Below are 14127 nucleotides of genomic sequence, written 5' to 3' on the forward strand. Positions count from 1 at the left end.
AAACACATCAATAGATTAATGCCCCCTTCATTGTTTCCACCTTTATTTACGAAAGCTTAATTTGCACAACACGCATTTTCTGTCTATATCATTTTTATATTCCAGAAACCAATTCCTCTATTAATTACAGGGTTTTATAAAATACAAAACACCCATTAAAACGTTTTTTCATAAGTCATTAGATTCGCTCTGATGTTGCCACTCTGACGCATGGCGGGCATCGTGCGCGCTGAATTTTACGGTGAGAGCTGCTTTATAACAGCAACTGCGCCGGGGCGCCCTTTACCTTCAGCAGAGATGGCTCGTCTTGCTCGCCGTTCATGACACTTCTGCTGGAGTAATAACAAAATGAGCCAAATCTCTGTTATTTCAAAACTTACTGGCGTAGAAACGACCCTGGAAGGTACACAGGTTACGCTGAACCATTCCTCTGTCGTTGAGCTTCACGTCGAGCGAGCGAGCGTCTCCCACTTCGCGCGAAGCGGTAACGACCTGCTGGTGACACTGCACTCCGGCGAAGTGATCACCCTTAAAAATTTCTACGTCGCGGATGCGCAGGGCGTGAGCCAGCTGGTTCTGCAGGACAGCAACGGCGCGTTATGGTGGATTGAAGATCCGGCTGGTGCCGCCACGTACGAATCTATCGCGTCCACGGACGTGCTGCTTGCGGCATCAGGAAGTGATGCCGGTGGCGCCGCCATCTGGCCGTGGGCTCTGGGCGGTATTGCGGCTGCGGGCGGCATCGCGGCCGCGGCAAGTACTGGCGGAGGAGGTGGTGGTGGCGATGACGGTAATAACAACAGCACCAACCCCAACACCCCTGTCGACCCCGCCGATCCGGATACGACACCGCCGAATGCGCCATCCAGCCTTCGTTTCTCCTCAGACGGTAAAACCGTCACCGGTTCCGCCGAACCCGGCAGCACCATCACGCTGAAAGACGCGAACGGCAACGTCATTGGTACAGGAAAAACGGGCAGCGACGGCAACTTTAGCGTCTCCCTCGGAACACCGTTGACCAACGGCGAGCAGGTAACTGCCACCGCAACGGATAGCGCCGGGAATACCAGCCAGGGTTCAAGCGTCACCGCACCGGATCTCACCGCACCCGATGCACCAACGATTGGCAGCGTAATCGACGATATCGCCCCTCAGACGGGGACGGTGACCAACGGCGGCAGCACCAACGATCAGCGGCCGCAGCTCTCCGGCACCGCCGAAGCGGGCTCCACCGTGACGATTTATGACGGCGGAATAGCCATTGGCACCGCGGTCGTCGCCAGCAATGGCACATGGACATTCACCCCGTCCGTCGACCTGAATGAAAGCACCCACCAGATTACCGTACGGGCAACCGACGCCGCCGGCAACACCGGACCAGCCTCACCGGTATTCACCCTCACCGTCGATCTCACCCCTCCGACAGCACCCACCGCGATTGTGCTGCTCGACGATACGGGCATTATCCGAGGAACAATCACGTCGGGCGTGCCTACCGATGCCTCGCAGCCGATTCTGGCGGGAACGGGCGAACCCGGTGGAACCATCACTATTTACGATAACGGCGTGGCGATTGGCACAACGACGGTGCTACCTAACGGTACCTGGAGCGTTACCCCAGGGGGCCCGCTTCCGGACGGTACGCATTCGATCACCGTCACTGAAACCGATGCCGCCGGAAACCAGAGTACGGCATCTGAACCCATCACCTTTACCGTGGACACCACGCCGCCGTCTGCCCCAGGAAACCTCGTGGTGTCAAATGATGGCGGTACCATCAGCGGTATCGGAGAAGCAGGCAGCACGGTGACCATCCGTGAAGGCGATTTCACCCTTGGCACAGTGGTTGTTGATAGCCAGGGGAACTTCAGCCTGACGCTGAGCCCGCCGAGGATCAACGGCGAAATCCTGACCGCTGACGCCACCGACACGGCGGGCAACACCAGTCCAACCACCTCCGCAGCGGCACCGGACATTACCCCGCCGCAGACCCCGGTCATCCTGTCGGTGATTGATGACGTGCAGGCCACCACCGGCCCCGTGGCCCAGAATGGGCTGACCAACGACCGGGCACCGACCCTGAACGGCACGGGCGAGGCAGGCTCGACCATCACGATTTATAACGGCAGCGATGCCCTCGGTACGGTGGTTGTTCCCTCCTCCGGCCAGTGGAGCTTTACGCCGCCCACACCGCTGACCGACGGCACCTGGGTGCTGACCGCGAAGGCGACGGATCCCGCCGGTAACCCGAGCGGGATATCAAATGCGTGGACAATTAACGTTGACGGGACGGCGCCAACCGCCCCGGTGATTTTACAGGTTGCAAACGATATCCCTGGGCAGACCGGCGCGATCGACTTGAACGGGACCACCAACGACGCCACCCCGACGCTCAGCGGTACCGCTGAAGCAAACGCGACGATCAGCCTGCGCGTGGACGGTGTTGAAATTGGTACAACCGTTGCCAATGGCCTCGGCGTATGGAGCTTTACCCCTTCCTCCTCAATCGGTGAAGGCCCCCACACCCTGACCGCCGTCGCAACCGATGCGGCAGGCAACCCCAGCCCCGTCTCCAACACCTGGCCCCTGACGGTTGACAGCGTCGCGCCTGCGGCGCCGGTCATTACCCAGGTGCTCGATGATGTGCCGGAGCGCCTCGGCGCGCTCAATCCCAACGACAGCACCAACGACACCACGCCAACGCTTAACGGTACGGCTGAACCGGGTTCAACAGTCACTATTCGCCTGGATGGCGGCGATCTCACTACGATTCTGATCGACGGCAGCGGCACCTGGACCTATACCCTTACCACGCCGCTTGGCGAAGGTCCTCATACCTTTAGCGTCGTCGCCACCGACGCGGCGGGTAACACCAGCCAGCCCTCAGACGACTTCACCCTGAACGTCGATATCACTGCGCCAGCGGCGGCCACCATCGCCACCGTGATCGACGATGTCGGCGGCGTACAGGGTTCGCTCAACAGCGGCGATACCACGGATGACACTCGCCCCCTGCTGCAGGGCACTGCCCCTGCAGACACGGTGATCACCGTCTATGACGGCACGACTCTGCTTGGCACCGCCATCCTCAACGGCAGCGGCGGCTGGAGCTTCACGCCCGTGACCCCGCTCACCGACGGTCCACATTCCCTGACGGTGCACGCCACGGATGCCGCGGGCAATACCACCATCTCAACGCCATTTGAACTGACGGTGGATACCGTTGCGCCTGCCACGCCGGATATCCCGGCCATTACCGTCAATCCTGACGGCACAGCAACGCCGCTGAACCCGGGCGAAATCACCCGCGACACCACGCCGACCCTGAGCGGTACCGGCAATCCGGGTGATACCGTGACGATCTACAACAACGGCGTCAAAATCGGCGACGCTGTCGTGGACAATACCGGCAACTGGACCTGGACACCGCCATCCCCTCTGGCTGGCGGCACCTATGACATCACCCTGACCGTCACTAACGTGGACGGCACGGGCAACGAAAGCGCCCCGTCGCAGCCGGTCACCATCACCATTGATACCGAGGCGCCGGCTACGCCTGCGGCACCGATCATTACTGACAGCGTCACCCAGATCACCGGCCCCGTTCCCGATGGCGGCACCACCAACGATCCGCGCCCGGTGCTGAGCGGCACCGGTACGCCGAACGACGTTATCAACATCACTGACACGGTCAACGGCGGCACGCCAACTATCGTTGGTACCGTCACGGTAGACAGCAACGGCAACTGGAGCTGGCGCCCTGACAGTAATATTGCGGAGGGCAGCCACGTCTATACCGCCACCGCCACCGATGAAGCGGGCAACGTCTCTGACGCTTCCCCGGCGATCGCGATCACAGTGGATACCGTGGCGCCGGCTACGCCGATATTTGACGCCGTCGGGGGGCAGCCGAATGGTGGCTTTATCACCGACGCGACGCCAACCGTCGGAGGAACCGGCATTAACGGTGAGACGGTCATCGTTTACAACAACGGCGTCGAGGTAGGACGTGTAGATGTCGTTAACGGAGAATGGAGCCTTGTCCTGCCACAACAAACGGACGGCCTGCTGAACATCACCGTTGCAGCAGTGGATGCCGCGGGTAACGTCAGCGCGCTGAGCCCGGTCGTTTCCGTCACCCTCGATACCGTAGCGCCAGAGATCCCCGTCATTAGCGCCGTAGCTGACAGCCAGCTGTCCAATAACGAGCTCTACACGAAAGACGGCACGCCGACACTCACCGGGACCAGCGAACCCGGCACTACCGTTATCGTCTCCGTCGACGGTAACCCGTCTGGCGTGCCGGTGACGATACAGTCGGACGGCAGCTGGAGCTGGACTGCCGGTACAACACTGCCGGATGGTCCTCATACCTTCACCGTCTCGTCTATCGATCCTGCCGGTAACACGTCAGGGAATTCAGCACCGCTGAGCGTGACGGTGGATACCGCCGCGCCTGCCGACCCGATCAACATGGCCCTGGCTCAGGAAGGAACACCGCTGACCGGTAACGCCGAGGCAGGAAGTACCATTACCGTGAAAGACAGCGGTGGTACCGTCATTGGTACCGGCGTTGTCGGCAGCGACGGCAGTTTCTCCATTGCGCTGAGTCCGGCGCAGCTGGATCCGACCACGCTGACCGTGAACGCTACGGACGCCGCAGGGAATGCCAGCGCGGGCGTGCCTTTTGTCGTCACCGACTCGTCGCTTGAGCTGCCGCAGGTGCCTGTCATCACGGCAATCGTCGATGACGTGGACCCGCTCACTGGCGATGTGAAAGGCAAAACCACCAATGACACCACCCCAACGCTTACCGGTACGGCCGAAGCGGGCAGCCTGATTACCATCTATCAGGACGGTAGCGCGACGCCATTGACGACGGTCACCGCTGACGGCAGCGGCAACTGGAGCTATACGCCAGCCGCGCTTGGCGAAGGGCTGCACACCTTTGAGGTGACCGCGACCCTCAACGGTCAGACCAGCGGTCGCTCTCCGGCGGCCAGCGTCACCGTTGACCTTACCGCGCCGGGTACGCCGACCATCGGCGCCGTAATTGACGATGTTGGTCCGGGTACCGGCCCGCTGACCAGCGGCCAGACCACCAACGACAACCAGCCGACCCTCACCGGCACCGGTGCGGTGGGTGATACTATCTCCATCTACAACAACGGCGTGCTGCTGGGGACCGCAGAGGTCGGCATCACCGGCACCTGGAGCTATACCACGCCTGTCCTGGCAGAGGGCAATCACGTCCTGACCATCCGCGAGACCGATCCGGCGGGGAACCAGAGCGGTCCTTCGGCGGGCTTCACCGTCGTGGTGGATTCCGTTTCCGCCACGCCGGTCATCACCAACGTCACGGATAATGTGGGCAATGCCACCACCACGGTGGTCAGCGGTGGTCTCACCAACGACGCCACGCCAACCCTTTCGGGGACAGCGGACGCAAACAGCGTGGTGACCCTTTCCGACGGCGGCACGCAGATTGCCGTAGTGACAGCTGACAGTACCGGCGCATGGACGTTTACCCCTGATACCGCCCTCGGCGAAGGCTCGCACAGCTTCACCGTCCAGGCGACCGACCCGCAGGGCAACCTCAGCGCGGTCTCCGCGCCCTGGAGCGTGGTGATTGACCTGACGGCACCGACGGTTCCAACGCTGGATACGGTAAATGACAACGTCCCAGGCGGCGTCCAGGGCAACCTCACCAGCGGGCAGGTGACCAACGACAACACCCCTACAATTAGCGGCACCGGACAGGCAGGCAGCACTGTTCACATCATGAACAACGGGACGCAGATTGGTACTGCAACCGTTGACGGAAGCGGGAACTGGTCCTTTACCCCAATCACGCCGCTGGGCGACGGCAGCTACGCCCTTCGCGTCTATGCAACGGATGCGGCAGGCAATGCCTCGGCTAACTCATCGGTCTTCGCCTTTACCGTGGATACCGCAGCCCCTGGCGTACCGGTAGTCACCAGCGTGGTTGACGATGTCGGTCCGGTCACCGGGACGCTCACGTCGGGCAATAGCACTAACGACGCGCGTCCGACCTTCAACGGCACGGGCGACGTCGGTGCCACAGTGCACGTGATTGTCGACGGGAGCGAAATAGGTACGGCGGTGGTGAATGCCCAGGGCAACTGGACCTTCACCCCGGGCACCGATCTGGGCGACGGGTCCCATACGATCACCTTCAACGCTACCGATGCGGCAGGCAACACCGGCACCACAACGGCACCGTTTAACCTGACGGTGGATACGGGCGTGCCGTCGGCTCCGGTCATCTCGACCGCGGGTGACAACGTGGGCAGTATTCAAACCCCGCTCTCCTCCGGGCAGAGCACCGACGACACCACGCCGACACTGAACGGCACCGCCAGCGCCAACGCCACGGTCACCGTATATGAAAACGGACAGCCGGTCGGCACCGTGCTGGCGGACGGCAGCGGCAACTGGAGCTTTACGCCGTCAACGCCGCTGTCCAGCGGCAGCCACACCTGGACCGCCACGGTCACCGATGCAGCGGGCAACGTCAGCCCGGCGTCGCCAAACTTTACCCTGATTGTCGATACCACGGCACCGAACGCGCCGGTTATCAGCCAGGCGATAGACGACGTAGGCAGCCTCACCGGACCGCTCACGTCCGGGCAGACGACCGACGACACCGTACCGCGGCTTGTTGGAACCAGCGAACCGTTTGCCACCGTGAAGATCTATGAGGGAACCACCCTGGTCGGAACGGGCACCGCGGACGGCAGCGGGAGCTGGAGTATCTTGCTCACCACCACGCTGGCGAGTGGCCCGCACAACTTCACCGCGCAGGCCACGGATGCGGCAGGCAACACCAGCGTGTCGTCGGCCAGCTTCAGCCTCACCGTCGACACCACGCCGCCTGCGCTGCCGGTGCTGACCAGTATTCTGGATGACGTGGGCAACGCGGCGACGCCGGTTGCCAACGGTGGGTTTACCAACGACGCGCAGCCGACGCTCAGCGGCACGGCAGAAGCGGGGTCCACGGTGAAAATCTTTGATAACGGGGTCCAGATCGGCAGCGTGACAGCGACCGGTGGGGCGTGGAGCTTTACGCCATCTCCGGCGCTGAGCAACGGCGCGCACACGTTGACCTTTACCGCCACCGATGCGGTGGGCAACGCCAGCGCGCCCACCGCCGGGTATGTGATTAACGTCGATACCCTCCCGCCAGCCGCGCCGGTCATCAGTTCAGTCATTGATGATGTCGGCAGCGTCACCGGCCCCGTGACCGGTACGAACCCGACTAACGACACCCGCCCAACGCTGAGCGGGACCGCCGAAGCGAATGCCACGGTTCGGATCTACGACGGCATCACGCTGGTGGGTACGGTCACCGCCGATGGCAGCGGCAACTGGACCCTGCCACAAACCACCACCACGCTGACGCAGGGCACGCATAACTTCACCGCCACGGCTACCGATGCGGCGGGCAACACCAGCGTGGCGTCAGCCGTGACGACGATTATCGTCGATACGACCGCGCCAACGGCACCGACCGGTACCTTCAACGCCGACGGTAGCGTCCTGACCGGGAGCGCGGAGGCGGGCAGCACCGTCACAATCCGCCTTGCGGACGGCTCAACGGTGACCGCCATTGCGGGCAGCAACGGCACCTACAGCTACACCTTCACGAACAAGCAGATCGAAGGCCAGACGCTGCAGATCACCGCTACCGACGTCGCGGGCAACACCTCGCAACCGGGTTCAGCCCTCGCGCCGGTGGTGCCGCTCTCCGCCAGCAATAACGTCGAAGAGCTGGATCTCAGTACCACCGCCACCGTGACCAACAGCCAGTACAGCGACTACGGCTTCCTGCTGGTCGGCGCCGTGGGCAACGTCCTGACGCTGATCGGTAATGACACCGCGCAGGTGAACTTCACGGTGGGCAACGGCGGCAGCGCGGATATTGTGGTCAATGCCAACGCCACAGGGGCGGTGCTCTCTCTGCTCAATACCCTTGAGCTGGTGGTGCAGCACTACGTCAACGGTGTCTGGACAACCGTGGTGGATACCGGCCAGCCGCAGTTTGCCGATCTCCTGACCCTCGGGGCTACCGGCGTCTCGCTGAACCTGACCGGGCTGGCCGACGGCAACTACCGCGTACTCAGCTATAACACCAACCTGCTGGCGACCGGCTCCTACACCAGCCTCGACGTGGCGGTGAAAGAGACCGGTCCGGGTACGGTCACGGGCGATACCAGCCTCAACGGCAACGTGATCCTCGATACGGACCCGACCGCCGGCAGCGACAATGCCCCGGCCGGAACCACCATTTCCACGGTCACTAACGCGCAGGGCGTGACCACCAGCGTGAACGCCGACGGCACGGTGATCCAGGGCAAATACGGTACGCTGACCATCAACCGCGACGGCAGCTACACCTACAACCTGACCGACACCAGCGCCGCGGTCATTGGCCGGACAGAGAGCTTCACCTACACCATCACCCATAACGGCGTCAGCGCGTCGGCGAACCTGGTGCTGTCTCTGGGTGCCGGTACGGTACTCAACGGCATTGTGGCGGTGGACGATACGGCCTCGCTGACCTTTGACACCACCGTAAGTGAGATTAATAACGGCGCCTCGTCTCAGGGTGGCTTTACCGTGGTGGGCATTAATCTCGGCAGCACGCTGGGGCTTAACCTGCTGGACGACATGACCAACCCGATCATCTACAACGTGGAGGAAGGCACGACCCGTACCATGACTATCCAGGCCTCCGTAGGCGGCGTGGCGCTGGCGTCGGTGTTCGATCTGTACGTCTATAAGTTCAACAACGCGACCCAGACCTTCGAGCAGGTCCGCGTCGAGTCGGGCTGGCTGCGCGCGCCGCTGCTGGGGGAACGTCACCACAGCTGACGCTGAACCTGCCTGCCGGGGAGTACCTGTTCCTGCTGAATACCGCGTCCGGGATCGCTGTACTGACGGGTTACACGCTGAGCGTCCTGCAGGATCATGTCTACAGCGTGGCAAGCATCAGCGAAACGACCACGGGCGACGTGCTGGCGAATGATCCGGTTCCGGCGGGCACGCTGGTCACCGAAGTGAACGGCGTGGCGGTCAACAGCAGCGGCACCACCACCATTCAGGGGGAATACGGCACGCTGACCATCAATGCGTCCGGTCAGTACACCTATACCCTGAGGAGCGGCGTGGGCGCGGACCATATCAGCACGCCGGATACGTTCGTCTATACCGTTACCGCACCTGACGGCTCGAAGGATACGGCATCGCTCAACATCACACCAACCGCGCAGGCAATGAATGCGGTCAACGATGTCAGCGCCACGATGGACCTCACCTCGGTGCACCACACGTCGGTCTACTCGGATACCACCGTGGGCGTCGCCAGCTGGACGACGGCCCTGTTCTCATCAACCCAGGGCAGCGGCAGCGGAACCTTCGTTGTCGACCCGAACACCGCGCTGCACAACGCGTCGCTGCACTTTAGCGTGGCCTCGCTGCTGGCGCTGGGCGGGCTGACGGTGAACTGGACGATTAGCGATGCCAACGGCGCGATCCGCAGCGGCTCCTTCAGCGGCGCCTCGCTGCTGGGCGGCAGTATCGACGTCCCGCTGACCGGGCTGGATCTGAACGCCGGGACCTATACGCTGAGCTTTACCGGTAGCGTACCGGGGCTCAGCGTCGGGACCATCACCATCACGCCAAGCGTAAACGGCACCACCTACTCGCTGAGTAATTTCGACGTCACCGGCAGCCACACCGTCAACGGCAATATCTTTGACGGCACCGACTCTGGCGGCGTGCTGGATCAGCTCCACTCGGTGGATACCCGTCTGAGCGTAACCGGCTACAACGGCGTGACCACCACGCTGGATCCGTATACCGGCAGCGCAACGGTGAACATTGTCGGCCACTACGGCACGCTGGCGATCGGCGCTGACGGCCATTACACCTATACCCTCAACAGCGGGGTATCGCTCTCAACCATGACCTCGAAGGAGACCTTCAACTACACCCTGACCGACTCTGCCGGAAGAACGGACAGCGCCACGCTGACCATCAATATGGCGCCGCAGTTCATCAGCTCGGAGCATAACGACGCCATCACCGGTACGGCCTACGGCGATACGCTGATTTACCAGGTGCTGAACAGTACGGTGGGAAATGCCACGGCGGGTAACACCAGCAGCGCCGGAGGCGATCACTGGACCGGGTTCTCGCTGGCGCAGGGGGACAAGATCGACATCGGCGATCTGCTGGTGGGCTGGGACGGTAATACCGCCTCGTTGGGGAATTATATCCATGTCACACAAAGCGGTAGCAACACTGTGATCTCCATCGACCGTGATGGTGCAGGGTCCACCTACACTAATACTGCACTCGTTACGCTTGATAACGTTCAGACCACGTACGACGAGCTCGTTAACCAGCAACACATCATTACCTGATAGCACCTGCAAGAGATGACCCGGGCGCACAGCGCCCGGGCATTAATAATAAAGCTGTACTTTTTTATTAGGGACATGACATGGGAATGAAGATGCCTTACTGGTGGCTCTCGTGCTGCCTGATATCTGTGCCCGCTTTCTGCGCAAATCCGGCGGCAACCATCAATACCGGACAGCTTCGCGAAACGCAGGAACTCCCCTCACTCAACGGCCGCGTGGCCCCGGTGGCTGGCAACGCCGCTCCCGGTTCATTACAGCTTGGCGAAGCCGTTAACCGTGCCGTCACGTGGCACCCGGCCATCAGCGAAGCCGTGGGCAAACTCTACCAGCAGAGCGAAGAGGTGGACGTCGCGAAGTCAAAATACTATCCGCAGATTAATGCCGGCGTGGACAACGGGTATTCCCACGACGGCGACCAGAATGGCTTTACGCCGTCGCTGGTGCTTTCTCTCTCTCAAATGCTCTATGACTTCGGCAAAGTGGCCAGCCAGGTGCGCGCCGAGAGCGCTGGCGTTGCCCAGCAGCAGGCCAACGTGCTGGTGAGTATCGACACCATCGCCCACGATACCGCCGTCGCCATGGTACAGGTGCAGACCTGGCAGCAGATGGTCGACACCGCCAAAGAGCAGCTTGAGGCTCTTTCCTCCATCGGCACGCTAACCCGCCAGCGTAACGACGAGGGCGCCACGTCGCTCTCTGACGTGGTGCAGACCGATGCCCGTATCGAAGGCGCGCGCGCCCAGCTGATGCAGTACCAGGCCAGCCTGGAGAGCGCCCGCGCGACGCTGATGAGCTTTCTCGGCTGGAACAGCCTGAACGCGATCAGCAACGACTTTCCGCAAAAGCTGGCCCGCAGCTGCGATGTCGCCGAGCCGGACGACCGCCTGGTTCCTGCGGTGCTCGCCGCCTGGGCGCAGGCTAACGTCGCCCAGGCTAACCTCGACTACGCCGACGCGCAGATGACACCAACCGTCTCGCTGGAGCCGGAGGTGCGCCACTACATGAACGATCGCTACGCGGGCAGCGACACGCGGGATCGCACCCAGTATTCCGCATGGGTGAAAGTGCAGATGCCGCTCTATCAGGGCGGCGGCCTCACCGCCCGGCGTAACGCCGCCGGACACGCGGTGGAAGCGGCACAGTCCACCATTCAGCGCACGCGCCTGGATGTCCGCCAGAAACTGCTGGAAGCCCGCAGTCAGGTGATGAGCCTGCAAAGCACGCTGCAAATTCAGGGCCGTCAGGAGGCGCTCAGCGCCCGCACCCGCGAACTGTACCAGCAGCAGTATCTTGACCTCGGCTCGCGCCCGCTGCTCGACGTGCTCAACGCCGAACAGGAGGTTTATCAGGCGCGCTTCACCCAGCAGCAGACCCTCGGTCAGCTGCACCAGTTGCAGCTCAACTGCCTGTATAACACCGGGCAATTGCGTCATGCGTTCGACCTTGATAACCGCACCATCCAGACCGTGGAGATCCAGCCATGAAGCAGCGTGATATCCCGCAAGGTGAAAACATGACGGATGAGGCGCTGGCGCAGTGGGCGCAGGCCTTTGGCTTTATCGCCACGCGCTACCGCGTCGCCTGCTCGCCCGGCGCGCTGATCGCAGGCGCACCGTGGCTGAAAGGCAAACCGATGGTGCCCGCCCTCACCCAACTGGCGCGTGAGGCGGGGCTGTCGTTTCAACTGCTCACCGCCGACCAGCAGTCGATCAACAGCTGGCGTCTGCCGGTGGTGGTGGCGCTGAATGACGGCCGGGTCGGCGCGATCGAACACTTCGACGGCGAAGACACGCTGGAAGTCAGCTTCTTCGACGAGCAGACCTACACTAACCGGCTGTCGATGACGGCCATGCTGCCCGCCATCCGCCACGTCATTGCCCTGCGGCCACTCGCCGCGCTGAAGGACAGCCGCGTGGATGCCTATATCTCAAAATATCGCCCGGACTGGCTCTACCGGCTGGTGATGCGCGATCTCCGACCCTACAGCTGGGTAATGCTCGCCGCGCTGTTTATCAACGTGCTGTCGCTTTCCGGGATCGTCTTTTCCATGCAGGTGTATGACCGGGTGATCCCCGCCCAGTCCTACCCGACGCTGTACGTCCTGACCATTGGGGTGCTGATCGCCACCCTGTTTGGCTTCGTGCTGCGCGTGGCGCGCGGGCACATTATGGATCTGCTGGGCAAGCGCTCGGATATGCGCGTCTCGGATCGCGTCTTCGGCCACGCGCTGCGGCTGCGCAACAGTGCGATTCCCCGCTCCACCGGCAGCTTTATCTCACAGCTGCGCGAGCTGGAGCAGATCCGCGAGATGGTCACCTCGTCCACCATCTCGACGATTGTCGACCTGCCCTTCTTTTTACTGTTCGTGGTGGTGCTGGCGATCATCGCCCCACAGCTGGCCTGGATCGCCCCGGTCGCGGCGGTGATTATGGTTCTGCCCGGCCTGCTGCTGCAGAAAAAGCTGGCGGAGCTGGCAAAGCAGTCGGCCCATGAATCAACCCTGCGCAATGCGGTGCTGGTGGAGAGCGTTCAGGGGCTGGAGGACATCAAGCTGATGCAGGCGGAAAACCGCTTTTTGCAGCAGTGGAACAGCTATATCCAGATCACCGCCGAATCCGGCCTGCGCACCCGCGAGCTGACGCAGAACCTGATCAGCTGGGGGATGACCATCCAGAGCCTGGTTTACGCCGCCGTGATTGTGGTCGGCGCGCCGATGGTGATCGACGGCACCCTGACCACCGGCTCGGTGGTCGCCGCCTCGATGCTGGCCTCCCGCATGATCGCCCCGATGGCGACGCTGTGCGGCGTGCTGGCCCGCTGGCAGCAGGTCAAAGCGGCAAAAGAGGGGCTGGACAGCATCATGCAGCTCCCCACCGAAAACCAGCGCGAGGAGACGCCGATCCGCCAGGACGTGCTGCGCGGTCACTATCTCTTTGAGCAGGCGCAGTTCCGCTATCAGCCGGACGATCCGCGCATGGCGCTGCGCATTAATCGCCTCGAGATCGGGCCGGGGGAGAAAGTGGCGATCCTCGGGCGCAACGGCGCGGGCAAATCGACCCTGCTGCAGGCGATGGCGGGCGGGATGGATCTGGCGGCGGGCGAGCTGCGGCTCGACGGCTTCAGCCTGCCGCATCTCGACGTGGCGGACGTGCGGCGCAACGTCGGCTTTATGACCCAACACGCACGGCTGTTTTACGGCACCCTGCGCGAGAACATCACCCTCGGCATGCCGCGCGCCACCGACGAAGAGATCTTTGAGGCGCTGGAACTGACCGGCGCGGCAAGTTTCGTGCAGAAGCTGCCCAAGGGGCTGGACTACCCGATCATGGAAAACGGCGTGGGGCTCTCCGGCGGGCAGCGTCAGTCGATTCTGCTGGCGCGGATGCTGCTGCGCGATCCGAATATCGTGCTGATGGATGAACCCACCGCCTCGCTGGACGAGCACACCGAGCGGGAATTTATCCAGCGGCTGGGCGACTGGCTCGGGCACCGCACCCTGATCGTCGCCACCCATCGCGTACCGGTGCTGGAGCTGGTGGAGCGCGTGGTCGTGTTGAAAGATGGGATGCTGGTGATGGACGCGCCAAAAGCCCAGGCGCTGAGCAACAGCCGTATGCAGCAGCAACAGCAGCAGGCAGCAACCGGACGGGAGTGGAAAAATGAAAATCAGTCAGCGTGA

2 protein-coding genes and 1 pseudogene are annotated in these 14127 nt (G+C 62.4%); all 3 read left to right on the forward strand.

What is annotated here, in order from left to right; translation table 11 throughout:
- Nucleotides 1-348: 348 nt before the first annotated feature.
- The 3 genes and pseudogenes from ACMGGU_RS15890 to ACMGGU_RS15900 all read left to right on the forward strand — a co-directional run bounded on the left by ACMGGU_RS15890 (nt 349) and on the right by ACMGGU_RS15900 (nt 14127).
- Nucleotides 349-10448 (forward strand): annotated as a pseudogene (locus ACMGGU_RS15890) (BapA/Bap/LapF family large adhesin).
- Between the two features lie 80 nt (nt 10449-10528).
- Nucleotides 10529-11932 carry a TolC family outer membrane protein gene (locus ACMGGU_RS15895; protein ID WP_045909274.1) on the forward strand — a complete coding sequence of 468 codons (1404 nt, stop codon included), beginning with the start codon at nt 10529-10531 and terminating at the stop codon, nt 11930-11932.
- Complete coding sequence (locus ACMGGU_RS15900; protein ID WP_420300723.1) at nt 11929-14127, forward strand: type I secretion system permease/ATPase; 2199 nt, start codon at nt 11929-11931, stop codon at nt 14125-14127. Before ACMGGU_RS15895 ends, ACMGGU_RS15900 begins: the two co-directional genes overlap by 4 nt.

Origin of the sequence: Enterobacter sp. BNK-8 (assembly GCF_048685095.1) — a bacterium.
Classification (GTDB): domain Bacteria; phylum Pseudomonadota; class Gammaproteobacteria; order Enterobacterales; family Enterobacteriaceae; genus Enterobacter; species Enterobacter quasiroggenkampii.